General features: G+C 60.6%; 24 protein-coding genes. 12 read left to right on the top strand and 12 right to left on the bottom strand.

Features of this window, described 5'->3' with window-relative positions:
- The 7 genes from SO139_RS33350 to SO139_RS33320 all read left to right on the top strand — a co-directional run.
- Positions 1–402: DUF3305 domain-containing protein (locus tag SO139_RS33350; protein WP_498541296.1), on the top strand; the 402-nt coding region annotated here is incomplete at its 5' end.
- Positions 403–452: 50 nt separating this feature from the next.
- The gene (locus tag SO139_RS33345) at positions 453–1,079 is read left to right on the top strand and encodes a DUF3306 domain-containing protein (protein WP_449381622.1); all 627 of its coding nucleotides are present in this window, start codon (positions 453–455) and stop codon (positions 1,077–1,079) included.
- 121 nt (positions 1,080–1,200) lie between these two features.
- On the top strand, positions 1,201–1,980 hold the full coding sequence (locus tag SO139_RS33340) for a Cro/CI family transcriptional regulator (protein WP_449381587.1): 780 nt from the start codon (positions 1,201–1,203) through the stop codon (positions 1,978–1,980).
- Between the two features lie 29 nt (positions 1,981–2,009).
- Complete coding sequence (locus SO139_RS33335) at positions 2,010–2,228, top strand: twin-arginine translocation signal domain-containing protein (RefSeq protein WP_449381588.1); 219 nt, start codon at positions 2,010–2,012, stop codon at positions 2,226–2,228.
- A 2-nt stretch (positions 2,229–2,230) separates the two neighbouring features.
- Positions 2,231–5,173, top strand: coding sequence for a formate dehydrogenase subunit alpha (locus SO139_RS33330; protein ID WP_474801439.1), 2,943 nt, complete (start codon positions 2,231–2,233; stop codon positions 5,171–5,173).
- Between the two features lie 12 nt (positions 5,174–5,185).
- Positions 5,186–5,782: a formate dehydrogenase FDH3 subunit beta gene (gene fdh3B / locus SO139_RS33325; RefSeq protein WP_449381589.1), complete on the top strand. Its 597-nt coding sequence runs from the start codon at positions 5,186–5,188 to the stop codon at positions 5,780–5,782.
- A 43-nt stretch (positions 5,783–5,825) separates the two neighbouring features.
- The gene (locus SO139_RS33320) at positions 5,826–6,839 is read left to right on the top strand and encodes a formate dehydrogenase subunit gamma (RefSeq protein WP_449381590.1); all 1,014 of its coding nucleotides are present in this window, start codon (positions 5,826–5,828) and stop codon (positions 6,837–6,839) included.
- A gap of 16 nt (positions 6,840–6,855) precedes the next feature.
- Here SO139_RS33320 and SO139_RS33315 read toward each other — a convergent pair whose 3' ends face one another.
- The 5 genes from SO139_RS33315 to SO139_RS33295 all read right to left on the bottom strand — a co-directional run bounded on the left by SO139_RS33315 (position 6,856) and on the right by SO139_RS33295 (position 11,538).
- Complete coding sequence (locus tag SO139_RS33315) at positions 6,856–6,978, bottom strand: hypothetical protein (protein WP_449381591.1); 123 nt, start codon at positions 6,976–6,978, stop codon at positions 6,856–6,858.
- Between the two features lie 157 nt (positions 6,979–7,135).
- Positions 7,136–7,750 (bottom strand): LysR family transcriptional regulator, encoded by a 615-nt coding sequence (locus SO139_RS33310; RefSeq protein WP_449381592.1) that lies wholly within the window; start codon positions 7,748–7,750, stop codon positions 7,136–7,138.
- A gap of 419 nt (positions 7,751–8,169) precedes the next feature.
- Positions 8,170–9,006: an ABC transporter permease gene (locus SO139_RS33305; protein WP_449381623.1), complete on the bottom strand. Its 837-nt coding sequence runs from the start codon at positions 9,004–9,006 to the stop codon at positions 8,170–8,172.
- A gap of 32 nt (positions 9,007–9,038) precedes the next feature.
- Positions 9,039–9,980: an ABC transporter permease gene (locus SO139_RS33300; RefSeq protein ID WP_449381593.1), complete on the bottom strand. Its 942-nt coding sequence runs from the start codon at positions 9,978–9,980 to the stop codon at positions 9,039–9,041.
- A gap of 46 nt (positions 9,981–10,026) precedes the next feature.
- A complete protein-coding gene (locus SO139_RS33295) occupies positions 10,027–11,538 on the bottom strand; it encodes an ABC transporter substrate-binding protein (protein WP_449381594.1) in 1,512 nt (503 codons plus the stop codon).
- Between the two features lie 218 nt (positions 11,539–11,756).
- On the opposite strand from SO139_RS33295, the gene SO139_RS33290 reads away from it, so the two are divergent.
- The 5 genes from SO139_RS33290 (at position 11,757) to SO139_RS33270 (ending at position 18,004) form a co-directional block, all read left to right on the top strand.
- Positions 11,757–12,965 (top strand): ROK family transcriptional regulator, encoded by a 1,209-nt coding sequence (locus SO139_RS33290; RefSeq protein ID WP_474801447.1) that lies wholly within the window; start codon positions 11,757–11,759, stop codon positions 12,963–12,965.
- A gap of 235 nt (positions 12,966–13,200) precedes the next feature.
- Positions 13,201–14,796, top strand: coding sequence for a gamma-glutamyltransferase (gene ggt / locus SO139_RS33285; RefSeq protein ID WP_474801449.1), 1,596 nt, complete (start codon positions 13,201–13,203; stop codon positions 14,794–14,796).
- A 38-nt stretch (positions 14,797–14,834) separates the two neighbouring features.
- Positions 14,835–16,454: an ABC transporter ATP-binding protein gene (locus SO139_RS33280; protein ID WP_474801451.1), complete on the top strand. Its 1,620-nt coding sequence runs from the start codon at positions 14,835–14,837 to the stop codon at positions 16,452–16,454.
- Positions 16,455–16,487: 33 nt separating this feature from the next.
- A complete protein-coding gene (locus SO139_RS33275) occupies positions 16,488–17,717 on the top strand; it encodes a Gfo/Idh/MocA family protein (protein WP_449381597.1) in 1,230 nt (409 codons plus the stop codon).
- Between the two features lie 164 nt (positions 17,718–17,881).
- On the top strand, positions 17,882–18,004 hold the full coding sequence (locus SO139_RS33270) for a hypothetical protein (protein ID WP_449381598.1): 123 nt from the start codon (positions 17,882–17,884) through the stop codon (positions 18,002–18,004).
- A 170-nt stretch (positions 18,005–18,174) separates the two neighbouring features.
- Here SO139_RS33270 and SO139_RS33265 read toward each other — a convergent pair whose 3' ends face one another.
- The 7 genes from SO139_RS33265 to SO139_RS33235 form a co-directional block, all read right to left on the bottom strand.
- Positions 18,175–18,606, bottom strand: a complete 432-nt coding sequence (locus SO139_RS33265; RefSeq protein ID WP_498541297.1) for an EamA family transporter — start codon at positions 18,604–18,606, stop codon at positions 18,175–18,177.
- 549 nt (positions 18,607–19,155) lie between these two features.
- Entirely contained in the window at positions 19,156–19,611 is a 456-nt protein-coding gene (locus SO139_RS33260; RefSeq protein WP_449381600.1) for a MaoC family dehydratase, read from the bottom strand.
- An 11-nt stretch (positions 19,612–19,622) separates the two neighbouring features.
- Positions 19,623–20,792: an FAD-dependent oxidoreductase gene (locus tag SO139_RS33255; protein ID WP_449381601.1), complete on the bottom strand. Its 1,170-nt coding sequence runs from the start codon at positions 20,790–20,792 to the stop codon at positions 19,623–19,625.
- Positions 20,793–20,803: 11 nt separating this feature from the next.
- A complete protein-coding gene (locus SO139_RS33250) occupies positions 20,804–22,048 on the bottom strand; it encodes a flavin-containing monooxygenase (protein ID WP_449381602.1) in 1,245 nt (414 codons plus the stop codon).
- 32 nt (positions 22,049–22,080) lie between these two features.
- Positions 22,081–22,647, bottom strand: coding sequence for an OsmC family protein (locus tag SO139_RS33245; RefSeq protein ID WP_449381603.1), 567 nt, complete (start codon positions 22,645–22,647; stop codon positions 22,081–22,083).
- Positions 22,648–23,142: 495 nt separating this feature from the next.
- Positions 23,143–24,801, bottom strand: a complete 1,659-nt coding sequence (locus SO139_RS33240; protein ID WP_474801456.1) for a winged helix-turn-helix domain-containing tetratricopeptide repeat protein — start codon at positions 24,799–24,801, stop codon at positions 23,143–23,145.
- Positions 24,798–25,091: a hypothetical protein gene (locus SO139_RS33235; protein WP_474801458.1), complete on the bottom strand. Its 294-nt coding sequence runs from the start codon at positions 25,089–25,091 to the stop codon at positions 24,798–24,800. Before SO139_RS33235 ends, SO139_RS33240 begins: the two co-directional genes overlap by 4 nt.
- Positions 25,092–25,848 lie beyond the last annotated feature (757 nt).

Raw genomic sequence — 25,848 nt, 5'->3', positions numbered from 1 at the left:
CGTTGCGTCGCCGTGCTGCCCGATGAGCCCGAGACAAAACCCTGGACAGTGCTCCGCGAAGAGGACGGCAAAACCCTGTTCTATGCGGGCAGTGCGACGGTTGATCTCTATCCGTCCGAGACTGCACGCTACCGCGACAATCTCGCCTCGGGCGGTCCGAGCATCTGGACCGTGCTGTCGCCCGCGGAAGGCGTCTGGTCCTATTCAGTGGCGGCCGTCACCGCCGATCCTGCGGAGGGTGAGGCGTTCACTGAGGCCGGTGCCAACCTCGTCGAGGCGGTGCCGATGCCGGAGGTGCTGCGCGAGGCGATTGAAAGTTTTGTTGCCGAGCACCACGTCGAACGTGAGTTCTTCAAGCGCGAGCGGCGTCAGGCCGATCCGGAGGCGCTAGCCCGCCGCTAGCATGAAGGCGGACAGGAATGAGCGAGGCAAGTCGAGTGAGCGAGGACGAGCTGAGTGAGGACAAGTTTCTGGTGCGTTGGTCCCGCCGCAAGCGGGAGACAAGAGCGAACGCCACGTCGCCGACCGCGGCAACGCACGATGATGTGCAATCTGCACCAAAGCCCCCCGCCAAGGACGACGAGGCGAAAGTCGATCTGTCGAGTCTGCCTTCGATCGACTCGATCACGTCCGCGACAGACATCAAGGCCTTTCTGCGCAAAGGGATTCCGCAGGAGCTGGCCCGTGCGGCGCTTCGTCGCGCCTGGAGCGCCGATCCTGCCATTCGCGACTTCGTCGGGCTCGCGGAGAACGCCTGGGACTTCAACGATCCCTCTGCGATGCCCGGTTTCGGTCCGCTGGATTATTCCGAGGGAGATCTGGCCACGCTGGTTGACCGGATCCTTAGTGGCCTGCGCAAGTCGGCCGAGGCTCAGCTTGAGACTCGGGTTGAAGCCACGGATTCTTCGCGAGAATTGTGCCAGGCCAAGACTTCAACGGTCGAGGTCATAGCCGCGGAATCCGCGACGACCGAAATTGCCTCAGTTCCTGCTGCAACGCAATCGACAGTGGCTGAAAGCGCCGAGAGCGGCCGCGAACCCGTTCGGCGCCGCGCCCATGGCGGTGCGCTGCCGCGCTAGTGGCCCCAACGAAAGAAATAGCCTCAGGCTATGGAACCCCCGCAGCAATGGAAGTACAATTCGTCCAGCGCTTTGCAACCAAAGCGAAATCAAGCACCTGGGACTTGGATGGGAGGTCCACGTGCGTGATGACGGCCTTGATCGCGCCATTGACGCCGTTGGCGGCGTTGCCAGGCTTGCGCGCAAAATCGGCATCAGCCAGCCCTCCGTTTCAAACTGGAGCAAGGTGCCCGCACAACGGGTAATTGCTGTCGAAGCCGCGACTGGCGTATCGCGCAACGAATTGCGGCCCGATCTTTACAGAGAGCTGCCTGTGGCCGAAGACCCGAGTGATCCCGTCGACGCGGCGCGGGCGCAGGAGTATCTGCTGCTGGCTTCGCTTCTGTCGGCAGCGCCGTCAAAAAAGCTGCTTGATCAATTGGCGGCATTGGCCGGCGACGCGACGTCGCTTGGGTGCGCGCATATTGCGCTGGCCGAAGCCGCGGCCAACGCGGTCGCAGCGAAAGTTGAACGCGAATATTTCGACTTGTTCGTCGGTCTCGGCCGCGGCGAGCTTTTGCCTTATGCCTCCTACTACCTGACCGGCTTTCTCAACGAGCGGCCGCTGTCACGCCTGCGCGGTGATCTCGCTGCGCTCGGGATCGTGCGCGTTGCGGGCAATTCGGAGCCGGAAGACCACGCGTCGATCCTGTGCGAGATCATGGCCGGTTTTGCTTCAAAACGCTTCGAGGCATCTTCCGACGTGCAGCGCGCCTTCTTCGAGACGCACGTCGCGCCCTGGATGGGGCGGCTGTTCGCCGATATCGAAAGCGCTGAGAGCGCCACCTTTTATCGTGCGGTCGGCGCGCTTGGTCGCGCCTTTATCGAGATCGAGACGGAAGCATTCACATTCGCCAACTGACCCGCACGCGCGGATCCAGGAGAGATGCGATGAATGAAGACCGGAAAACCATAGGCGGGCGTCGCGACTTCCTGCGCAAGGTCGGCATCGGCACGGTCGGCGCTGGCGCGACGCTGGCGACACCGCTGGTCGGGTCCGCCGAGGCCGACAGCGAAACCAACGATGAGAAGCGCAAGGCGCGCTACAAGGAATCCGATCACGTCAAAGCCTTTTACCGCGTCAATCGTTATCCGGCCAAGGGAGGCTGACCGTGCTGATCAAGCGAACACACCAGCATTCGCTGCGCCACGGCTCCGTCGCGGAGTCCATTGCAGGTCAGGCCGGAGGTCTCGACCGCCGCAGTTTCCTGCGCAAATCCGGTCTTGCCGGCGGCGCGCTCGCCGCACTTGGCACCCTGCCGGTCGGTAATGTGCGCAAGGCGGAGGCGGCGATGGCCGGTCCGCTCACCGCGGGCGCGACCGTCCGCAAGAGCATCTGCACGCACTGCTCGGTTGGGTGCACGGTGACGGCTGAGGTCTTGAACGGGGTATGGATCGGCCAGGAGCCGAGCTGGGACTCCCCGATCAATCGCGGCTCGCACTGCGCCAAGGGCGCCTCTGTGCGCGAACTCGTGCATAGCGAGCGGCGGCTACGCTATCCGATGAAGCTGGTAGACGGGCAGTGGACCCGCGTCTCCTGGGATACCGCGATCAACGAGATCGGGGATAAACTTCAAGCTGTGCGTGAGAAGTCGGGTCCCGATTCCGTCTATTGGCTCGGCTCGGCCAAGATGACCAACGAAGGCGCCTATCTGTTCCGCAAGCTCGGGGCGTTCTGGGGCACCAACAACACCGATCACCAGGCCCGCATCTGCCATTCAACCACCGTCACCGGCGTCGCCAACACCTGGGGCTACGGCGCGATGACCAACAGCTACAATGATATCCGCAACGCGAAGACACAGGTCATCTTGGGCGGCAATCCGGCCGAGGCGCATCCGGTCTCGCTGCAGCACCTGCTTGAGGGAAAGGAGCTGCAAAAGGCCAACTTTGTCGTCATCGACCCGCGCCTGACGCGCACTGCCGCACACGCGACGGAATATGTGCGCATGCGGCCGGGCACCGACATCCCGGTGCTCTACGGCATGATGTGGCACATTCTCCAGAATAGTTGGGAGGACAAGGAATTCATCCGGCAGCGCGTCTACGGTTTCGACGACCTCAAGAAGGAGGTTGAGAAGTGGCCTCCGGAAGAAGTTGAGCGCGTGACCGGCATTCCCGGCGAGCAGCTCAAGCGCGTCGCCAAGATGTTCGCCACCGAGAAGCCGGCGACGCTGATCTGGGCCATGGGCCAGACTCAGAAGACCGTCGGCACCGCCAATGTTCGGGCGAGCTGCATTGCGCTGTTGATGACCGGCAATGTCGGCAAGGCCGGCGCCGGCGCAAACATCTTCCGTGGCCATGACAACGTTCAAGGCGCGACCGACGTCGGACTCGATATTGTCACGCTGCCGTTCTACTACGGCCTCGCTGAAGGCGCCTGGAAGCACTGGTCGCGGGTTTGGGAGGTCGACTACGAATTCCTGAAGTCGCGCTTCGATACCAAACAGATCATGGAGACCCCCGGCATCCCGCTGACCCGCTGGTTCGAGGCGGTGACGCTGCCGAAAGATCAGGTCGCGCAGAAGGATAATGTAAAGGCGGTGTTCGTGCAGGGACACGCCTCCAACAGCATCACACGCGTTCCTGAATCCCTCAATGGCCTGAAGGCGCTCGAGCTGCTCGTCATCGCCGACCCGCATCCGACGACCTGGGCCTCCCTCGCAGTCGAAGCCGGACGCAAGGATGGCGTCTACATCCTCCCGGTCGCCACGCAATTCGAGTGCAAGGGGTCGCGCGTCGCCTCGAACCGCTCGCTGCAATGGGGCGAGCAGATTGTGAAGCCGATCTTCGAATCGAAGGATGATCTCGAGATCATCTATTTGATGGCGAAAAAGTTCGGCTTCGCGGACCAGATGTTCAAGAAAATCAAGGTCGAGAACAATCTTCCTGAAGCTGAGGATGTCCTGCGCGAGATGAACCGCGGCAGCTGGTCGACCGGCTATTGCGGGCAATCGCCCGAGCGGCTCAAGGCGCACATGAAGTACCAAGCGAAGTTCGACATGCTGACGATGCGGGCGCCGAAGGACGATCCCGAGGTCGGCGGCGACTATTACGGTCTACCCTGGCCGTGCTGGGGATCTCCGGAGGTGAAGCACCCCGGCACACCGCTGCTCTACAACACACATCTGCACGTCATGGATGGGGGCGGCACGTTCCGGCCGCGATTCGGCATCGAGCGTGAGGAGAAGCTGCCGGACGGCACGACGCGGAAAGTCAGCCTGCTCGCGGACGGCTCGTACTCGTTGGGGTCAGGTATTCAGGACGGTTATCCGGAATTCACGCTGGCGAGCCTGAAGAAGCTCGGCTGGGACACCGACCTCACCGAAGCGGAAATGGCCGTAATCAACAAGATCAATCCGGCCAATCCGGACACGGTGTCTTGGGCTCTCGATCTGTCGGGCGGCATCCAGCGCGTGGCGCTGGCGCATGGCTGTGTTCCCTACGGCAACGGCAAGGCGCGGATGAATGCGTTCGGCTTGCCCGATCCGATTCCGGTTCACCGCGAGCCGATCTACACGCCGCGCGTCGATCTTGTGGCTAAATATCCGACGTTGCCCGACGCCAAGCAGTTCCGCGTGCCAAATATCGGGTTCTCCGTGCAGAAGGCTGCGGTGGAGAAGGGAATCGCAAAACAGTTCCCGCTCATCCTGTCGTCAGGCCGTCTGGTCGAATATGAGGGCGGCGGTGAGGAGACCCGCACCAACCCCTGGCTTGCCGAATTGCAGCAGGACATGTTCATCGAGATCAATCCTGGCGATGCCGCCGATCGCGGCATCAAGGACGGCGGTTGGGTCTGGGTCACTGGCGCCGAGAACAATTCGAGGGCGAGGATGAAAGCGCTCGTCACCGAGCGTGTCGGCAAGGGCGTCGCTTGGATGCCCTTCCACTTCGGTGGCTGGTTTGCGGGAAAGGATCTTCGCGGCAACTACCCGAAGGGCACCGACCCGATCGTGCTCGGCGAGAGCGCCAACACGATCACCACCTACGGCTACGACCCCGCGACGGGCATGCAGGAGCCCAAGGTCACACTCTGCCAGATCGCGGCGGCTTAGGGAGCAACGACGATGGCACGTATGAAATTTCTCTGCGACGCCGACCGTTGCATCGAGTGCAACGCCTGCGTGACGGCCTGCAAGAACGAGCACGAGGTCCCCTGGGGCATCAATCGGCGCCGGGTCGTCACCATCGCCGACGGCAAGCCGGGCGAGCGGTCGGTCTCGATGGCCTGTATGCACTGCACGGATGCGCCTTGTGCGGCAGTGTGTCCGGTGAACTGCTTCTACACCACCGCCGACGGCGTGGTGCTGCACTCCAAGGACCTTTGCATCGGCTGCGGCTACTGCTTCTACGCCTGTCCGTTTGGCGCGCCGCAATATCCGAAGATCGGTAATTTCGGCTCGCGCGGCAAGATGGACAAATGTACCTATTGCGCCGGCGGCCCCGAGGCCGATGGCAGCAAGGAGCAATACGAAAAATACGGTGCGAACCGCCTCGCTGAGGGCAAGCTGCCGCTGTGCGCCGAGATGTGCTCGACCAAGTCGCTGCTCGCCGGTGACGGCGAGATCATTGCCCAGATCTATAAGGAGCGTGTGCTGAAGCGTGGCTATGGCTCGGGCGCGTGGGGCTGGAAGACCGCCTATCGCGAGACGATCGAGTCCTGAAGCACGCCGCGGGCGACGCGGTACAAATGCCGAGGAGGAGCTCATGTCCTCATTTGCAAGGTTCATTGGTCCAGCCGTCGGTGCGTGGGCGTTGCTTCTGTTGATCATGGCAGTTCCGGCGCCGTCGGCGGCCCAGCAGATCAATCCGACGGCGAACTCGGTCAACGAACGCCAGTTGCTTCAAGAGATGGACCGGATCCAGGGGCGCGTCAGCATTCCCGACCAGCGCTCCAGCGTGCTGATGCAACCGGCCGGCCGCGAGTGGCGTGAATTCCGCGACGTCGCGCTGCGGTGGATCGGTGGCGTTGCCATGCTTGGCATGCTGGCGGTGCTCGTGATCTTCTATTTGACGCGCGGCATGGTTCGCCTCGAAAGTGGACGATCAGGCCGAACCATCGTGCGATTCAATTCATTTGAGCGTTTCGTGCACTGGATGACCGCGACCTGCTTCGTCATCCTTGCGATTTCGGGACTGAACATCACGTTCGGGCGGCCGCTGCTGCTTCCGCTGATTGGATTTGACGCTTTCTCGGGATGGTCGCAATGGGCGAAATTCGCCCACAACTACCTGAGCTTCCCCTTCACAATCGGCGTCGTGCTGATCTTTCTGATGTGGATCGGCGGCAACATCCCGAACAAGGTGGATCTGGAGTGGATCAAGCGCGGAGGCGGGCTGTTCGGACACGATCATCCGCCGGCACGCCGCTTCAACGCCGGTCAAAAGGGGATCTACTGGATCGTTGTGATCGGCGGCGGCCTCGTCGCCGCGACCGGGTATCAGCTCATGTTTCCCTTCTACCTGACGGGAATCGAGGGCATGCAGATTGCCCAGATCGTTCACTCCGTCGTGGCTGTGCTGTTTATCGCCGCGATGCTCGCTCACATCTACATCGGCACGATCGGGATGGAAGGGGCATTCGAGGCGATGGGATCAGGTGAGGTGGATATCAATTGGGCGCGCGAGCACCACAGCCTGTGGCTCGAGCAGCAATCGGCACGGAGCGGCCCGAACGATTCTCAGCGGCAAACGCGTCGTGCTACATCCGCAGCCGAATAGGGCTGGCGGCGTCTGCCTACAGACGCACGCCACTCGTTGCAAAGGCTTCTGCGACGGGTTGCTGTAAGCTGTCGAGCACGGCAACTCCAATCGCAGCGATTACGATCGTCGCAACGCAGGCAAGGATGAAAGCCCTCATCGCGATCCTCCAAACAAGCTGCCTTACGGATCATTATATAGGATGCCCGGTCACAAACAAACAACCGAGCGGGGTCCGGATTACGTAGCCCGGCCAGAGTTGAGGCGGTGCCACTCCGACACGAGCCCACGGGTTCGCGGTGCGCCATTTTGCGCTTTCAATTTGACTGTTTGGCCGGGACATACCGTCGTCGAAGAAGCATGAAATGAAGAAAAGTATGCGCGCGCAAGATGCGCAGTCCGTGCAGCAACGAAGCGACCGCATCGATAGTTCCGCCAATCAAGCCGTAGCCGCGCCCGTCATCCTCCTCGGGATGGTGCAGATAAGGGCTGCGGAATTCGACGAAGTCGAATTCGCCTTGCCTCAGCGCACGGAATAGCGACTCGTCGAAGCCGGCCTCGACGCGGACGCGGATCGACGGATGTGACGAGATCGTGCGTGCGAGCGCCGCCGGAAGATATCGTCGGAGCCATGTCGGGCCGGCGCCGATCGCGACGGTCCCGACGGCGCCAGAACGCTGCGCGGCAATCTCGTGACCGGCATCCTTCATCTGGACATGCACAGCCTCGGCGTGGCGCAGCAGCGTGGTCCCGAACGATGTCAGCACGACGCCACGCGGCAGACGCTCGAACAATTTGACGCCGAGCTGCTCCTCGAGCAACTTAATGCTCTTGGTTAGTGTGGGTTGTGCAATATTGAGCTCGGCTGCGGCAAGCGAGATGTTCTTGCGTTGCGCGACTCGGAGAAAATATTCGAGCTGTCGGAGGTCCATTGCTGCTCACGCTGAGGGAGATCTTCGTAGCTAACAATCAGGTGGCATGCGCTCGCTAAGTTCGCTCTCGCTTGCTTACACCAGTGGCGATCTAGTTTTTGCATCAAGGCGGCATGCGTTATAGCCGATGCACGGCAGGACCCCATAGAAGGGTAGTTATTGGCGTAAAGCAGTTGCCGATTGATCAGCCTCGATCTTCTTGGCTGGAGCTAACTTAAACTTCCTTTGATGGATGAGAGCGAGAGTTCAAATTTTTCAACTAGTTAGGTGGGGTGTGTGCACCGGAAGACCAATAAATTCTGTATCGGCTATTCCGAGCAGCTCCGGAAATGGAGAGCGGGTGGCAGTCCCCCTCGCTGACCTCGGCGGCTGGCGGGCGAGTACATGAGGCCGATGCGGCGCCCGGTTGCGTTGATAATCTACTGCCTGGGGTTCAGTACACTATTCAGGCCATCACCGATCAGGTTGAAGCCGATTACAAGAGCGATGATTGCGAGACCGGGCCAGAATGCCATCCATGGCGCCTCGCTGAGGAACTGCCTGGCTACATCGAGCATGGCGCCCCAAGAGGGAGCCGGAGGCAATTGACCAAGTCCAAGAAAGGCGAGGCTCGCCTCGGCCAACACTGCAATCGCCATCGTGAGGGTTGCCTGGACGATTGTCGGTGCGAGCACATTCGGCAATACCTGCCCAGTCAGGATAGCGAAATGACCGAGCCCTTGAGCGCGAGCTGCCGCGATATAGTCCTCGGTGCGGACAACCAGTGTCTCGGCGCGTGCAACGCGGACGAAGACTGGGATCGCGGAAATGCCGATTGCGATCATCGCATTCTGGAGGCTAGGACCCAGGAATGCGGCCAGCGCAATCGCGAGCACGAGAAACGGGCACGCGAGGAGAGCATCTGCAATGCGCGAGATCACCATATCGGCGACACCACCGAAATAGCCAGCAATGAGACCGAACGGAAGGCCGATCAGCACCGCAACAGTCACGGAAACCATGCCGGCGGCGAGCGATGCCTGTGTTCCGAAAATCACCCGAGACAGCACATCGCGGCCGAGGTCATCCGTGCCAAACCAATGCTGTGTATTCGGGGCGGCACGAATCGCCATCCAGTCCGGCGCATTCGGATCATAGGGCGAGATCCATGTTGCGAACACCGCCAGCACGACGAAGAACAGGATGATCGCGCCACCGATCATGGCGGATGGCTCGCGCAGCAAGCGACGAATTTCCGAGCGCTTGCCTGCGCGCATCTGAGCGGAGACCGGCGCCGTCTCAATCGTGCTCACGACCTGAGCCTCGGATTGAGCAGCACATAGGCCACATCGGCAATCAGGCTCATCAGGAGAAATACTGCCGCCGTGCAGAGAACGACCGCCTGAACCACAGCATAATCGCGGCTGAATACCCCATCGACGACCATTTTGCCGAAACCGGGGATCGAAAAGACCTGCTCGGTCAACACCGCGCCGGCCAGTAACTCGCCAAATTGCAACGTGCCCAGCGTGACCACCGGGATCAGCGCATTCGGCAGTGCATGGTGCAGCACGATGGTGCTTTCGCGGACGCCTTTCGCGCGAGCGGTGCGGACATAATCCTGCTTCATCGCCTCGATCATTGCGCTGCGGACATGGCGCATCATGATCGCCGCTGTGCCCGTGCCGAGCACCAAAGCAGGCATAAGCATCGAAATCAGGTTGCGGCCGACACTTTCAGAAGGCGGAACAAAACCTCCGGCCGGCAGCCAGCCGAGGTTCACCGAGAATAGAAGGATCAACATGATCCCCAGCCAGAAATGCGGAATGGAAAGTCCAGCGAGTCCGAAAAGACTGGCACCATAGTCGAGGGGCGTCCCGCGTCCCAGCGCCGCGAAGATCCCGATCGGCAGCCCGACGAGTAGCGCGACCAGCATCGACAGGATCGCGAGCTCAATGGTCACCGGCAGTTTTTCCACCAGCATGGTGCCGATCGGCAGTCGGGTGCGGACTGAAGTGCCGAAATCGCCGTGCGCCAGGGCTTTTAGCCAGATGGCATATTGCACCGGAATCGGATCATTGAAGCGATACTTCTGCCGAAGATATTCTACGACCTCGGGATTGCGCTCTTCCCCGGCGAGCGCCAGCGCCGGGTCGCCGGGTAGCAGCTTCTGCAGACCGAACACCATCATCGACACGAGCAATAAGGTCGGTAGTAGGACGGCAAGGCGGCGCAGAAGCAGGGTCTTCATTGGAGCAGATTGGTCCTCACCTGAGGAAAGCGCGAGACGTTGCGCATCAATTCACTGGCTTGACACCCACCAGGCGCAAGAGCCCGTCTGGTACCATGACGATCCCACCGACCGATTTGCGGGCAGCAAAGAACCAGTTAGGGTGATAGAGGGGAATTGACGAGAGTGCCGTTAGGTAAATGTCAGTCGCTTTCGCATAGAGAGTCTTGCGCTTGGCTTCGTCGGCCTCGCCTCGCGCCTCGGTCAGGATCGCATCGAGATCCTTGTTGCAGTATTTGTTGACGTTCTGAGAGCCTGCGCAACTGAAGAATGCGACCAGTGTTGGGTCCGGGTCAGCACGGCCGCTCCAGTTGCCGATGTAGGCTTCGAAATTGCCGTTCATGTAGCGCTCGATAGCGGTGGTCGTTTCCATAGGCAGCAGTTTCACGTCGAAACCGGCCTCGGCCGCCATCGACTGCATGATCTGTGCGACCCGGGAGTCGCCGGCCGTATTCTCGTACTGAATTTCGATAGGGACGCGGGTCATTCCGGCCGATGCAATCAATGCCTTGGCTTTGGCAACGTCGCGAGCCGGCGCCTTGTGGGCTGTATCGTAGAACGGAGATGACGGGGGGATCATCTGATTATCCGCCAGGAACTCGCCGTTGAAGGCAACGCGATTGATGACATTGCGATCGATCACAAGCTCAAAGGCCTGCCGTAGCGTCGCGTTCTTGCCGAGTGGTGTATCGGCCTTGGCGCCTGCGCCGACATTGAACATCAGATGCGAAACCGCAAGCCCCTTTCCGGAATGCAGAGTGAGGTTGGGATCGTCGCGCACGGTCTTGAGATCGGTGGGCGCGACGCGTTCCGCGAGCTCAAGATCGCCCGCTCGCACCCGCGACAATCGCACGGTTGAGTCAGGCACGTAGTAGTAGACGACTTCGTCGTAGCCGACCGCTCCAGCGTTCCAGTAGCCAGGATACTTCTTGAGGCGAATGAGGTCACGCGACTTGCGCTCGACAAATTGATAAGGACCCGCACAGACTGGCGCGGCTGCAAAGTCGCCGGCTTTCTCCGCGGCGGCCTTCGGCGATACCATCATGCCGGCACGATCGCTGAGATTGGCAAGCAGCGGCACGAATGGTTCCGACAGGTTGAACTTGACCTTGTCGCCCGCAAGGGCCTCGACGCTCACGATCGGCGCCAGTTCGGCCTTGCGCTTCGAATCCGGCATCGTCTTCATGCGCTCGATGTTGAACTTGACCGCCGCCGCATCAAACGTGGCGCCATCGTGGAACGTGACGTTCTTGCGCAGAGTAAAGGTGATCGACTTGCCGTCCGCGGCCCACTCCCACGCCTCTGCGAGCTGTGGCACGATCTTGAGGTCGGGGGAGATATCGACAAGTTTGTCGCACAGCGCCGCAAACACGAACCGGCCCGAATAAGTGCCGCTGAGTGCCGGGTCGAGCGCATCGGGATCGTCCTGAATGCCGACCCGCAGTGTTGCGGCACTGGCCGCGACAAGGCCCGATCCGATCATCAGAATTGCCGCCAACGCCGTGCCCATCCGCTTCATACGGAATTCCTTTCTTCCAAGGCTTCTCTGTCGAGGCTCTCGAAGAAGACAAGCACACCAATCTCAATTTGTAAACATATCGAACGAATTGACCTTTGGTGCGCAATAATGTTGTACGAAATGCACCGTCGACGGCGAGAATAACGCTTCTGTTCCCTCTTGACGGAAGGCGGGAGTCGCCATTAGTTCGAGAGGCTGACGAATTGGATTGAGCTTATATGCCAGACGCCCCGTCATCGCCCGTTGCGCGACAGCAATCCGTGCGCCTAGTCGTCGAGCGCCTGCTGCGTGATCGAGCGGTCTCGCGCGCCGAGCTCTCTCGCAGCACAGGCCTGTCCAAACAAACAATTTCCGAAGTCATGCGCGATCTCGAACGGGACGGCTGGGTGCGCGAGGACGGGCAAATCCAGGGCAGCGTGGGTAGAAGTGCAGTTACCTACGCGCTGCGGCCCGACGCTGCGTTCGTGCTGGGCGTCGACCTTGGCGGCACGAAACTGCACGTCGCGCTTGCCGATCTGCAGGGAGAGATCGTCGCCGAGAGCATCGAACCGACCTCCGGCGACGGTGGTGCTGCCGTGGTCGCTCAGATCGGGCGCATGCAAGAGTCTCTTCTCCAGCGTGCATCTGTACCGGCCCAGCGCTTGCGTGGTGGCGTGATGGGGAGTCCGGGCATCATCGACCCGGCCTCGGGCAGCATCGTCATCGCGCCCAACATCCCCGGACTGGATAGTCTGGATGTGCGGACTGCATTGCGCGAGCGTCTCGGCATCGACGTCGCGATCGAGAACGACGTCAATCTTGCCGCGATCGGCGAGCACTGGCGCGGCAGCAGCCGCAAGGCCCGCAGCTTCGCCTTCATCGCCGTCGGCACCGGTATCGGCATGGGCATCTTTTCGGACGGATATCTTGTGCGCGGCGCGCGTGGCGCGGCGGGCGAGATCGCTTACCTGCCACTCGGAGGCGACCCCTACGATACGCGCGGTCTTCGGTTGGGTACGCTGGAAACCGCCATCGGCAGCGTCGGGATTGTCGAGCGCTATCTCGGGCTTGGTGGTGTCCCAGGCGGCACGGTGCGCGATGTCTTCGATCGGCTCGAGACCGACGAGGCGGCACGAATAACAATCGACGAGGTCAGTCGGATCCTTGCGAGTGCGATTCTGGCCGTGCACAGTATCCTCGATTCAGAAATCATCATTATTGGTGGTAGCATCGGCGCGCGGCCCGAGTTGAAGCTGCGGATAGATGAGTATCTCGAACGATGCATGCGCGAGCCTGTTCGTATCGAGCTCAGCGCGCTCGGCAATCGCGCTACGCTGATCGGCGCAATCGGCAGTGCGATAGACCTCGTTCACCGCTCGCTGTTTGGCATCGGCAGGGACGCGGGCCCGCTAGCACTTCCCGCCGTGGCGGCAGATGTTGCGGCATGACAGAATATCCGTCGAGAATTGAGGTTGTCGGCAATGCGGATGCCGTCGCGGAGCGCGCGGCCGCGATTGTCGTCGCCCAGCTGCGCGCTCGACAGCCGGTCACTCTTGGTCTTGCGACCGGCGCATCAATGACGCCGCTTTATGCCCTTGTTGTCGCTGCAACACGCGCCGGCCCGATCTCATTCCACGCGGCAGCGAGCTTCAATCGGCCTCATACCAACGAACGGAGAAGGGCATGAGCTGGGGACAGCGCGATTTCATGGTGCCGGGACGCTCTCTGGCGGTCGGCGACCAGGGCATGGTCGCGGCCTCTCACCCCGCAGTCACGCTGGCTGCGGTCGAAATCCTGCGTAGCGGCGGCAACGCCGTCGACGCCGCGATTGCTGCGATCGCCCTTCAGGGCGTCATTGATCCGCACATGACCGGCATCGGTGGTGACTGTTTTGCGATTTATGCTCCCGCTTCAGGCAAACCCGTCGCCATCAATGGTTCGGGCAGAGCGCCGGCGAAGGCAGAGCTGGGCTGGTTCCGGCAATTGGGATTGGCGTCGATTCCTGATGACTCGCCCCATGCCGTCACAGTTCCCGGGGCGGTCGATGCCTGGTGCCGACTCTCGAGCGATTATGCTTCAAAAGGTCTAGACGAGATTTTGGCACCCGCGATCCACGCGGCCGAGAAAGGCTTCGTGGTGACTCCGCGCGCTGCTCTGGACTGGGCACGCTATGCCAATCGCATCGAACGGCATCAGACCGGTGGGCCTATATATCTGCCCGGTGGCGCTGCGCCCGTCGTCGGCGGAAAGCTCAGCCATCCGGCCCTCGGCGCAACGTTGCGCCGGATCGCTCGTAAGGGACGGGCCGCATTTTACGAGGGTGCCGTCGCTGAAGAAATCGTCTCAATTTTGAAGGCGCTGGGCGGACTGATGGAGCTCGAGGATCTGGTGAGTGCCCGGTCGGAATACGTGACGCCTATCAGTGCCGACTATCGTGATCACCAAATCTGGCAATGCCCGCCGAACGGGCAAGGCGTCGCAGCGCTGTTGATCGCCCGAATCCTAGCCGGCTTCGATATGGCCGATCCCGCGCTCGGCGAAGCGGACCGCATCCATCTTCTGGCCGAGGCGACCAAGGCGGCTTACCGGCAGCGCGATGCGCTCGTCGCGGATCCCTCTTTCCGCCCGTTCGATATCGACGCCCTACTCTCGGAGGGATCGGTCGCGACCTTACGCTCCCGCATCAGGCGCGAATGTGCGAGCGCACCGACGGACTTCGACATGCCCGTTCATCGTGATACAGCCTACGTCGCAGTCGCCGATCGCGACGGCAACATGGTATCTCTTATCAATTCGCTGTTTTTTGCTTTCGGAAGCGGCATCTACGCTCCTCGCTCGGGCGTGCTATTGCAGAATCGAGGCTCGGGATTCGCGCTCGTCGATGGGCACCCCAATGCCATTGCGCCACGAAAGCGTCCATTCCACACTATTATTCCTGGTCTATTGGCAAGGCGCGACAAGCCGGTCATGGCTTTTGGCGTAATGGGCGGACAATATCAGGCGACAGGACATATGCAGATCCTGAGCGGCATGCTCGACCGAGGTTGGGACATTCAGAAGTCCTCGGATGCACCGCGCAGCTTTGCATTCGACGGTGCGGTGGCGCTCGAACCCACGGTTCCTGCCTCGGTCGCTGATGATTTAATCGGTCGCGGCCATCGTGTGATCTGGGTCGACGAACCCTTGGGAGGCTGCCAGGCCGTGCACATCGATGTGTCGCGGGGCGTCATGTTCGGGGCGTCGGATCATCGCAAGGATGGCATCGCGTTGGCGGCGTGATCGGGACGAGGATGGATCGCAATGTTGGATCGGACAAAATGAACGACATAGTCGAACCGATCCTATCTATCGAACAGCTGACACTGGCGCTCCCCGCCGGCGCTGATCGTAGCTTCGCCGTCGAAGACGTCTCCCTTGCCTTGCACGCGCGACAGATACTCTGTGTTGTCGGCGAGTCCGGCTCCGGCAAATCGGTCTGCGCCTCTGCCGCGATGGGCCTGCTGCCGCAAGTCATTCGCCCAGTCGCAGGGGCCATTCGGTTCGAAGGGCGCGATTTGCTGAGGCTGGCGCCCAAAGAATGGCGGACGTTGCGTGGGCGGCGTATTGCGATGGTCTTCCAGGAGCCGATGACGGCGCTCAATCCTGTTATCAAGATCGGTGAACAAATCATGGAGGCGTTCGAGGCGCACGAGCAGCTCACGCCGCGTGAACGGCAGGTGCGTATGCGCGCACTCCTCGAGGAGGTGGGCTTGCGCGATCTGGACCGCATCATCCGCAGCTATCCGCATCAGTTGTCGGGCGGGCAACGTCAGCGCGCCATGATCGCAATGGCGCTGGCGCTCGAGCCGTCGGTTCTGGTGGCAGACGAGCCGACAACGGCGCTAGACGTCACCACACAAGCGCAAATCCTTCGGCTCATCCGCGACATCCAGCAGCGGCGTGGCATGGCGGTGCTTTTCATCACTCATGATTTCGGCGTCGTCGCCGACATAGCAGACCGCGTCGCGGTCATGGAGAAGGGGCGGGTCGTGGAAGAGGGGCCGGTCGAAGACGTTTTAAGGCGCCCAAAGGATCCCTATACACGTCGGCTGCTCGCGGCCGTACCCGGCGGGGTTCCGCCAGTTCGGGCGCAAGTCACGGACGAACCAATTGCCTGCGCCACGACCGGGCTTGCAAAGACGTATCGAGGTGGTGCGTGGTTCGGAGTGCAGACCGAGGTCGCGGCCGTCAAGGGCGTGAGCTTCGAAATCCGGCGAGGCGAAACGCTCGGCCTGGTCGGAGAATCGGGCTCAGGCAAGAGCACGATTGGACGCTTGGTGATGCGTCTCACCGACGCCGATGCAGGGGTGGTCCGCATCGGCGAACTTGATTTCTTCGAGGCTCGCGGAGCGCGTCTGCGGGCCGCCCGCAAGCACATACAAATGGTTTTCCAGGATCCGTTTTCCTCGCTCAATCCGCGCCGCCGCGTCGGACGGATCATCGCCGACGGTCCAATGGCGCACGGGGTTCCGGCAGCACAGGCCTTCGCTCGTGCCGAGGAGCTTTTGACCCTCGTCGGGCTCGATCCGGCCGCAGCGCGCCGCTTTCCGCATGAATTTTCCGGTGGGCAGCGCCAGCGGATCGGCATCGCGCGCGCGCTGGCGCTCGACCCAGAGGTCTTGGTCGCGGACGAACCTGTGTCGGCGCTCGACGTCTCGGTCCAGGCGCAAGTGCTCGCCCTGCTCGAGACGCTGAAGGAGAAGCTGCGGTTGGCGGTGCTGTTCATCACCCACGATCTCAATGTCGCGGCCCAGGTCTGCGATCGGATCGCCGTCATGCGCCTTGGCGAAATCGTCGAGATCAGACCGACCGCAGACCTGCTCAATCGGCCGGAGCATCCTTATACGCAGGCACTGCTGGCCGCGATTCCGGGGCGGCAACCGAAAGCGCCGAACTGATCCAGCCCATGCCATCATTGAAGGAGGTCTGATATGCAGAAGCTCACCGAACTTCCGATACTGCGTGTCGGGCTCATCGGCAGTGGCTTTATCGCCGCGTTCCATCTGCAGTCCATGCTCGGCGTACGCAATGTCTGCGTCGGCGGCGTGTACAGCCGCTCTGCTGAGCGTCGTGCGCGCATCGCAGACACGGCGCGCAGTCTTGGCCTTGGACAGGCGCATGTGTTCGGCAGCATCGAGACGATGGCCCTGTCCGGCGAGATCGATGCGCTCTGGCTGCTGACGCCGAACGACACTCGTCTCGACATCATGCGCGAGATTCACCGTGTGACCAAGGCGGGAGCTCCTCTGCGGGCCGTTGCCTGCGAAAAGCCGTTGGCTCGTACCCTTGCTGAAGCGCGGGAAATGCGCAGGCTTGCCGAAGATGCCGGCTTGCTCCACGGTTATCTAGAGAACCAGATATTTTCGACTGCGGTTATGCGCGGCAAGGACATCATATGGCGGCGGGCCGTGCCTGGGAGCGGTCGCCCTTATCTCGCTCGTGCGGCAGAGGAGCATTCCGGGCCGCACGAGCCATGGTTCTGGCAAGGCGAAAAGCAGGGCGGCGGCGTGCTTTCCGATATGATGTGCCATTCGGTCGAAGTCGCACGCTTCATGTTGACCGCGCCCGGTGCAAAGCGCGAGTCCTTGCGTCTGATCAGCGCCAGTGCCACGACGGCCAATCTCAAATGGACGCGGCCTCGCTATGCCGCCGATCTCAAGACGCGAATGGGCGTCGATTTTGCGAAGCGTCCTGTCGAGGATTTCGCACGCGGAATCCTCACGATGGAAGATGCCGATGGGCATCAATTGATGATCGAGGCGACGACTTCTTGGGCCTATGTCGGCGCTGGCCTGCGCATCCAGCTCGAATTGCTCGGCCCCGAGTATTCAATGGAGTTCTCGTCACTTTCGACCGGGCTCAAGGTCTTCCTGTCGCGCACGCTCGCCGGGTCGGAAGGCGAGGATTTCGTCGAGAAGCAGAATGCCGAACAAGGCCTGATGCCGGTGGTCGAGGACGAAGCTGGCATCTACGGTTATACGGACGAAAACCGTCATATGGTCGAAGCGTTTAGGCTCGGTGCCAGTCCTAGTGAGACCTTCGATGACGGTGTCGGGGTTATGGAAATGCTCATGGGCCTCTATCGCTCTGCGGAGCTCGGTCGGAGCGTACATTTTCCGGATCCCGAGCTCGAACACTACGTGCCGCTAGTGGCTCGGTGACGGTAGGGCGCCAGCGTGCACCGCAAAAGTCATCCGCTTCGGAGTTCGGTGGCGCATCACCTCGGGACCCGCATTGACCGCGGCAATACCCGATAGCAAGCTCGTTCGTCGTCTTTGGCGCCTGAGCCGACCGCGCCCAAAAGAATTCACCTGGAGATCCAACAGTGGACAGATCAATTCTGCTCGCCGCCATCTGGGCTTCACTCGCCGGGCCGGCGCTTGGCCTCGTCGGCATTTTCCTGCCCGGGATCCTGGCGCCTACGACCGCTTCGTCATTTGGTCCGTAATGTGTAGGTGCAGGCAGTCGCGCGGCTACCCCTCCACGCTTTGCGTGAGCGGGCCAATTCGTCCGCCTCGGCCGCGGGCGAATGCGGAAGTCTTATTTTTTTAGCTGGGCGAGCGGCGTTATCGGTTCCAAGCTCCTTTAGTTCGGAGGTTGAGCAGACTTGGGCGTATTTTATCTGCTACGAGATGGCGCGCGTTCTTGACTGCCGAACACCAGTGCAATTCCGCCAAGTATTGCAAGCGAAGATATGGAAAGGCGAAGGGAGATTGCTTCTCCTAGCACCAAGGCGCCTGCCAATGCCGCAATGACTGGAACGCTCAGCTGCACCGAGGCGCCTTGCGCGGGCGTGAGCCCCGGGAGCACCGCGTACCAGACCGTATAGCCAAGCCCGGACGCAACCGCGCCAGATAGGATTGCGCAGGCGAGCCCGATGGCTGTGATGTGCGTGCCAAACGAAAGGGCGCACAGGGAAAGACAGATTGCGATTGGAAGGGAGCGCAGAAAATTGCCACCCGTCACGCCAATGGGATCCGCAACACCACGGCCGAGCAAGGAGTAAGCGCCCCATGCAACGCCGGCAGTCAGCATGAGGGAGGCGCCCATTACAGACGGTGCCGATGCACCGGGAGCTACGAGCGCCGCCAGTCCGGCGACGGCAATTGTCAGTCCGAACGACTGCAAGGTGGATAGACGTTCACCGCGAACGAGCCCATAGCCGACCATTGTAGTCTGAACCGCGCCAAACAAAAGGAGCGATCCCGTACCGGCTGGTAGGGAGACATATGCAAAGGAGAACGCAGCCGCATAAACGAATAACGTAACAGATGCTGGCCACGATCCCGCCGGCTGTTCAGGCTTCCGGCGAAGCGACAAGATGAGGCACAGTACGCACGTGCCTGACGCGAGCCGAACAAGGGTGAAGGTGGCAGGATCGATCGCGGCCTGAGATAGGGCTAACCTGCAAAGCAACGAATTTGCGGCAAACCCAGCCATCGCCAAACCGGTCAAGGCAATTGTCCCGATTGTGATACGAGGCCGCTGCATTCGTCATTCACCTAAGCGAGACCGCAGGACCGATCTGCGCCGGTGTCACTGCAATTGTTGCATTGAGTCCGCACGACCGACCCATCACCTGGCTACGGCACGCTTCGCCTAGCGAGCCACGCGCCGCGACAACGGCATCGTGTAGGTTATCGCGGTTCCGACCACGCAATCTTCTCCGCTTGCGTTGCGGACGACGGTCTCCAACTTGCAGATCGGCTTGTCGTCCCGGACGTGCTCGACTTTGACGCTTGCGGTAATCGTCTCTCCGATCCGTACGGCCTTGACGAAACGCCAGTTTGTTTCGAGAAATACCGTGCCCGGTCCCGGGAGATCTTCGGCAACGACGGCGTTCATGAGACCGGTCGTGACCCCGCCCTGTACGATAAGTCCGCCAAAGGGTGACGCGGTCGCCAGTTCCACGTCATAATGGATAGGGTTCTTGTCGCCCGTCATCTCGGTGAACATTTCGATATCGCGCATCGAGGTCGTGCGGCTCCTTTCAGCGCGGCGACCTGGCACGGGTCGGCCGGCCAGCGTTCGGGTCCAGGGTGAGTCGGTCGACATTTCTCGTGCTCCTATGCTGCGAGGGACGGTTGTTGAGACAAGTTCGCGATGTGATTGGCTTCCGCTTTCATTGCCGCGCTCAGATCGGCATGAAGTTGCTTGACTTCGTCGAAGTCCCACGAGAACGAGGCAATTGCATCGGTGGCGCGAATAAGCGGCAAGGACAGTTCGTCGCGCTCGCGCTGGTAGCTCTCAAGGCCGCGGTTGCCGCCGTCGATGATCCCTCGCGATAGCAATTGCGCATCGCGAAGAGCGTCCGTGATTCCGTGCGCGGTCAAGGGGTCCTTGAAATAGCCGGCATCGCCGACCAGAGCCCACCCTGCACCATGACATTGTCGAAGGTAGCTCGTTGCGCCCGCAAAGCTCCGCAGACGGCCGACCAGCGTGGCTCTGCCAACGTCGGCGCGCAGCTCGGGAAAGCTCGTTGCCAGCACCTGGAGGAATCCGCGCATCACATCGCCGCGAAATGTCGCGACAAATTGAGAAGCCGGAACCGCCGCGAAGACGCAGTGAGCAGCGTTCGTTGGAATCACTCCTGCCGCGGCATTCCTTGCGAAATGCCAATGCAGGCCATCGCTGTTCAAGTCTGCAAAGTAGCCAAAAACGATGCCACAGGCATTGAAGCCTTCGACCAGTGTTTTTGAATTGACGAGCCGCGCAACGGTCGACTGGCGGCCGTCCGCGCCAATGACGATATCCGAGCGGACGGTTGTGCACGCACCGCTTCCATCTCTCAGTGAGGCGCCAATAACCCGGCCGTTCGATGCAAATTGCAACTCGGAAAGAGCGGTGCCATAGCGAACCGCCGCGCCGGCTTCGCGGGCTGCATCGGCGAGCAACGGATCGAGCACGGTGCGTCGCGGCGCCAACAGAAAATCGACGCCGTGATCCCGCTTGATATCCACTCGAACGATCTCGTCGCCATAGTGAAACGTGGTCGATCGAATCTCAGGCGTTCCCGCCGCTGCAAACTTCGGAATCAATCCCCATCGTTCGAGCTGCATAACAGCGGACCGCATCAGGGCGTGCGTCGACATCGTATCGGCGCCATAGGGCTGCCGATCGACCATCAGGACTTTTGCACCCGCCCGGGCCAGCAGGAGGCCGGTGGCCGCGCCCGCGCAGCGTCCGCCGATAACTACCGCGTCATAATGTGAGTTGAGACCGTGGAGACCGTTCATGGCAATTGCTCTCAGGCAGCAACGCGATTGAGGTTCTGGCTCAGATGGGCGGCGAGATCGGCAGCATCGGCGCCCGCTCCATCGATGAAAGACGATTTGCGCCGGCGCATGAATGGCAGGCCCATGACGTACATTCCCGGCGCAGAAACAATCCCGCCGTCGTGACGGATGCGTCCCTTGCCGTCGAGCACGGGGACGTCCAGCCAGGAGTAGTCGGGGCGATAGCCCGTCGCCCAGATCACCGTACCGATACCGCCACGGATTAGGTCCAGGCAGAGCCTGGTTTCCGACCCGACATCCGTCGGCTCAAAGCGATGAGGCGGGGCAAACTGCTGCGCCAGTCCGCTCGTGTTCACCCAATCATCGATGCTGGCGAGAAGACGGTTCATTTTTAGGTCGGCCAGCGCGCAATGATTGGCGAGCGATCCCGAAAACTGCGCCTTGCCGTCGCAAAGTCCGACAAGGCGACCCACGAGCTCGACGCCCGCCTTGCGCAGGCTATTGAGATCGATCGTGACGCGCTCAGGCGTTCCGATGAGCTGAAGCGACGGCAGTCGCCGCGCTCTTTCGATATCCTCGACCATGGTGTCGTACCGAACATCCATGGCACCGATGGTGTCCATCCACCACTGGATATCCCGTCCGCGGTAGGTCCGCGGCAGCCGGACGTGCTCTCCGACGCAAAGTAAGACTCTGCGGCCGGCCGCTCGGATCTCCCGGGCGAGCTGAATGCCGCTTGCTGAGGCACCGACGATCATCACGCCGCCATTAGGTAGGAGAGCGGGATTGTTGTATTGCAGTGGGGTGAGGCTGGTCACGGCGGCAGGCAAACCCGCAGCGAGCGACGGGATCGAGGCAAGGTTGCAGGCGCCGGTTGCGATCACGAGCTTGCGGCAGCGCCATGGACCAAGGTTGGTTTCGACCTCGTAACCGACCTCCTGCTGCCTTACCCGGGTGACGCGCGCTCCCGTCACAATTGGAGCACACGAAAGCCTGGCGTATCCCTGCAGGAAACTGACGACCTCCGACATCGTCATGAATCCGTCGGGATCATCACCGCGGTAGGCATATCCTGGCAGTCGAGTTTGCCAGTTGGGCGTCAGAAGGCGCAGCGAGTTCCACCGCTCCGTCAGCCATGAGTTGGCTACCTCGCCGCGCTCAAGGACCACGTGGTCGATCGAACGCGTGCTCAGATGCCAGCTCATGGCCAATCCGGATTGGCCGGCGCCGATAATGATGGCGGTCGCGAACTCCAAAGCACTCGCTCCTTTTTTTCCAACCGTCGTCCTCAGTTAGCGGTTACGAAGATGTTCGTTGGATTGGTCACGATGTCGAATACGGCGGACCGCTTCTGCGATTGAGCTACCAACGCCTTGATGTCGTCTTCGCTCGCATCGGCGCGAATATCGAAGTGGACGCGGATGGCGCCGAAGCCATTGCGCACCTCGTCGTCGATGCCCAGGATTCCCTGAATATCCATGTCGGCCTCGAGCGATGCCCTGACCGAATGGAGCTGTATGCCGCGGCGCTGGGCAATCGCAGCAACACCTGCCGTGAGACAGCTCGCGAGCCCGGAAAGGACAAGCTCGACAGGAGTCGGGGCACTGTCTTCGGCGGCAAAGACCTGCGGGTGATCTGCCTCGACGGTGAACGTCTTGTTGCGGGACTGCTCGGCTCCGAGCCCAAAAAAACTGCCAATAGCGGAGCGGCTGTGCGTGCCATTCACCCATTCGCAGCTCGCTCGCCACTTGAACTGAGCCGCCTCAGGCGCTTGCTCAAGTGCCATACGGGCACCTAACAACGCCTCGACGTTGACGCCATTATTGATTTTCGCGCTTGCACTCGTCGTCGTCATCTTGTTCTCCTCTGGTGACAAACCCGAGTTAAGATTCGTAAATCTTCCTCTCACTCGGCTCTTGCTGGCTTTGCGCTCGCCAAATGTCAGATCGATTTACGCGCCCTTGCCCGCGCATGCTTGACGCCCGCATCCGGAATTTCTTTAGATGCCGTGGATTTTTTGCTGAGGCAGGCAAAGGGCAGCGGGGCGATCACGCAGCGCTCTCAATCGCGTGAAGATACGGGGAGAGAGAGCAAATCGCTTCCAAGCAGCCGCGCTGCTTGCGATTCGATCGATAGTTCGACTTCGAAACTCAGCGGCTCCTTTAAAAGGAGCCGCCTTCCAGGGACCTCGCAGTGTGCAAACGGATAGGTCGGCACGCGGCCGTGGTCGCCAATCATTGCAGGCGGCTCGTGGCTTTTCACACAGCCAGGGACGTTATGGGACTTAAGCCAAGGCTCGTGATGCGGGCGGATGGGTCAAAACTCGAGGTGGCTACGCGGGCGTGCGTTTCTAAGCTCGGGGCTGCGAAATGCCTGCATTACTTAGACCGCGAATAAAACGATCGATAAGGTCCGGATCATTGCAATAAAAAAGTTCCTGACGAGCAGTTTCAGTAGTGTAGCCGGGCTTGCGCCGAAGCAGATCAGCAGCAACAGCTTCCGCTTGTGTCTTATCACCGAGAATGCCTAGTGAGGCGGCCAGTGGGGCGAACGCTTGATATGTAGCATTGCTTAGCCGAGTTGCCCGTCGCGCGAACTCGACTGCTATATCGTACTCGCCTAAGGAAAAGTGGGTCCAAGCGCGAACGTGATGGAAACTCCAAAGATGGTTGTCCCGTGGACTGAGCACGGTCGCGCGGTCGAGTAAGGTCTCAGCATCGGTCTCTCGGCCATGCCACAGCAAATTAAAGCCTTGTGCAAAATAGGCCTGGGCAAAACTCGGGTTTAGCTCCAAGGAAAGGTCGAGAGCCGCCAGTGCTTCGTCATTGTGACGAGTTAGGCACAGGACTCGACCACGGGCGCATTGGCAAAAGCAATCAAGGTCGTCGAGGGCTACTGCCGTTTGCGCCTGCCGCAAAGCGGTTTCAAGTCGCGCTAAGCGGTCTTTCGGTTCGTCTAGAAACGCACGTTGTATGTTTACGTAGCTGAGAGCGCCATGCCCGCGAGCAAAGTATGGATCCTCCGCGATGGCACGCTTGAAATACGTTTCAGCAGAATCAAATCCCGGAGTAGTAAAGCGCCACAAATTCCATAGACCGCGCTGGTAGCAGTCCCATGCGTCGAGGCTTTCGGGAGGCTTGCGAGCAGCGAGTTGCTGCTCGACCTTGGATAACTCGGGTTCGATCGTTGCAGCAATCTGTCTCGCCATCTCGTCTTGAATATCAAAAATGCATTCAAGCTGCAGATCATACTTGTCCGACCACAGTTGCTGCCCGTCCGCTGCCCGGACTAACTCCGCCGTTATCCTCACCGTCTCGCGATTTTTTCGTACGCTGCCGAGAAGCACATACCTTACGCTCAGCTGTTCGCCTATCTCCCGCGCGTCGACCATCCGCCCCTGGAAGCCGATGGTTGAGTGTCGCGAAATGACCGAGAGCCACCTGTTCCGAGCGAGGAGACGAATGATATCTTCCGTTAGACCGTAGCTAAAGTAATCGTTGTCGGGGTCATCAGACATATTCCCGAACGGCATTACGGCGATTGATAAGCGCGCAACAGCCTCGGCCCTAACTGTTTCCGAGACGATGTTGTCGAGGTTGGACACTTCGGTCGCGACGGAAACAGTGGTGGATTTGCTTTCCGAACCGATACTTCGCTCGCTAGGACGCTGAGCGTTTTCACCATCCGCTTCCGACGCTGAGACTGTTTGAACGTGTCCGACGAATCGGAAGCCACGTTTGTGTTGTGTACGAATGAGCGACTGGTCGTTGCCGTTATCACCAAGCGCCCGCCTGGCTGCGTTAACTCGGCTGCTGAGCGCTGCTTCGGAAATGATTCGACCGTGCCAAATAGTTTCAATCAACTCATCCTTACTTACAATCCGATCACGGTTGCGCACCAGATGAACAATAAGGTCGAAGACCTGAGGTTCGATATGGATGAACTCACCACGCCTGCGCAGCTCCTGCTGGCTGAGGTCGATCTCGAACTCGGAGAACTGGTACTTCAATACCGCCTCCAACTCGATCCCAATGCATCGCTGCGGTCGAGATATTCATACACGGGCCACGCAGTGGTCTGTCTCGCGAGGTTGGGTTTGGTGATCATCGCTTCCGGCCGCACATCCCGCCATTGTCCGTACAAACGGATGCGGTGACCGCCATCCTTACTGTCCCATTCGGGGTCGGCGACTGCTAGTTCGGGGCCGTTATGATCGTGCGCGTGCGCTGCGAAATGCGAGGCCAGCAACACGATCGCTGTCGTCGCCGCGTTGGCGGCCATTAAAGACATCTTCGTCATCGCAGTTTCTCTAGACAAACAAGAGATTAGCGCTGCGAAATGAGGTTACTTCAAACTGCGCGGGCTCCCCGATGTGTGCCGGTCAGTTGTTGCACCAACTCCAGACGAGTTGGACGGCTTCTAAAATCCCGCTCGTTCTTACGTCTGCGATGCGGTCACTGAGGTTCAAGTCGCGGCGGGGTCAGGTAAGGAACGGCGACCTGGCGGAGAGGGCCGCTTTGGTGCAAAGCGGACAAGCGCGCAGGAATGATCTTGGCCATTGCCAATGAGGACTGCCATTCCTTGTGGCGGGTTGCCTGCTCGCCTGCGGTTGGATTTTTTGATGTAAGCCGTCGATCTGCAATGGACAGAATTTGGCTCAGTTGGAAAGAGTCTCTTGAAAAATCAATAGTGGCAGCGTGTCTCTTAATCAGCGGGTCCCAGGTTCGAGCCCTGGAGCGCCCACCAATCTCCCAAAAATATCAGTGGGTTAGACCGATCCTCGCGAAGACACAGGTCGCTTGTAAGCGCTGGGTCACGCTTGGGTCACAAAGGAGGCTGTCACGGCTCTATTTAAGCTGGCGGCGACGTGCGGCCCGGCTCGTATCTTGAATGATCGAAGGCCGTGTTCTCCGCTCCGACTGCATCGTGCCAGCGACGCTCACCGAGACCTCATCGCCCATCGGAAATTCTTGCTCGGCAGTAAACACTGCTGCTCCAGGAGCAGCGGCCGCGGATTCTCGAAAATGTCCGAGTCGATGGCGAGCGCCTGGAGGGC

The sequence above is a fragment of the Bradyrhizobium sp. UFLA05-89 genome (assembly GCF_059803475.1).
This window is presented reverse-complemented; position numbering and strand designations above follow the sequence as displayed.

Excerpts from the sequence above, each read along its gene's own strand:
- SO139_RS33335 (WP_449381588.1), top strand. The coding sequence starts at position 2,010 with ATGAATGAAGACCGGAAAACCATAGGCGGGCGTCGCGACTTCCTGCGC.
- fdh3B (WP_449381589.1), top strand. The coding sequence starts at position 5,186 with ATGGCACGTATGAAATTTCTCTGCGACGCCGACCGTTGCATCGAGTGC.
- SO139_RS33320 (WP_449381590.1), top strand. The coding sequence starts at position 5,826 with ATGTCCTCATTTGCAAGGTTCATTGGTCCAGCCGTCGGTGCGTGGGCG.
- SO139_RS33315 (WP_449381591.1), bottom strand. The coding sequence starts at position 6,978 with ATGAGGGCTTTCATCCTTGCCTGCGTTGCGACGATCGTAATCGCTGCG.
- SO139_RS33310 (WP_449381592.1), bottom strand. The coding sequence starts at position 7,750 with ATGGACCTCCGACAGCTCGAATATTTTCTCCGAGTCGCGCAACGCAAG.
- SO139_RS33305 (WP_449381623.1), bottom strand. The coding sequence starts at position 9,006 with ATGCGCGCAGGCAAGCGCTCGGAAATTCGTCGCTTGCTGCGCGAGCCA.
- SO139_RS33300 (WP_449381593.1), bottom strand. The coding sequence starts at position 9,980 with ATGAAGACCCTGCTTCTGCGCCGCCTTGCCGTCCTACTACCGACCTTA.
- SO139_RS33295 (WP_449381594.1), bottom strand. The coding sequence starts at position 11,538 with ATGAAGCGGATGGGCACGGCGTTGGCGGCAATTCTGATGATCGGATCG.
- SO139_RS33290 (WP_474801447.1), top strand. The coding sequence starts at position 11,757 with ATGCCAGACGCCCCGTCATCGCCCGTTGCGCGACAGCAATCCGTGCGC.
- ggt (WP_474801449.1), top strand. The coding sequence starts at position 13,201 with ATGAGCTGGGGACAGCGCGATTTCATGGTGCCGGGACGCTCTCTGGCG.
- SO139_RS33280 (WP_474801451.1), top strand. The coding sequence starts at position 14,835 with ATGAACGACATAGTCGAACCGATCCTATCTATCGAACAGCTGACACTG.
- SO139_RS33275 (WP_449381597.1), top strand. The coding sequence starts at position 16,488 with ATGCAGAAGCTCACCGAACTTCCGATACTGCGTGTCGGGCTCATCGGC.
- SO139_RS33265 (WP_498541297.1), bottom strand. The coding sequence starts at position 18,606 with ATGGGCGCCTCCCTCATGCTGACTGCCGGCGTTGCATGGGGCGCTTAC.
- SO139_RS33260 (WP_449381600.1), bottom strand. The coding sequence starts at position 19,611 with ATGTCGACCGACTCACCCTGGACCCGAACGCTGGCCGGCCGACCCGTG.
- SO139_RS33255 (WP_449381601.1), bottom strand. The coding sequence starts at position 20,792 with ATGAACGGTCTCCACGGTCTCAACTCACATTATGACGCGGTAGTTATC.
- SO139_RS33245 (WP_449381603.1), bottom strand. The coding sequence starts at position 22,647 with ATGACGACGACGAGTGCAAGCGCGAAAATCAATAATGGCGTCAACGTC.
- SO139_RS33235 (WP_474801458.1), bottom strand. The coding sequence starts at position 25,091 with ATGACGAAGATGTCTTTAATGGCCGCCAACGCGGCGACGACAGCGATC.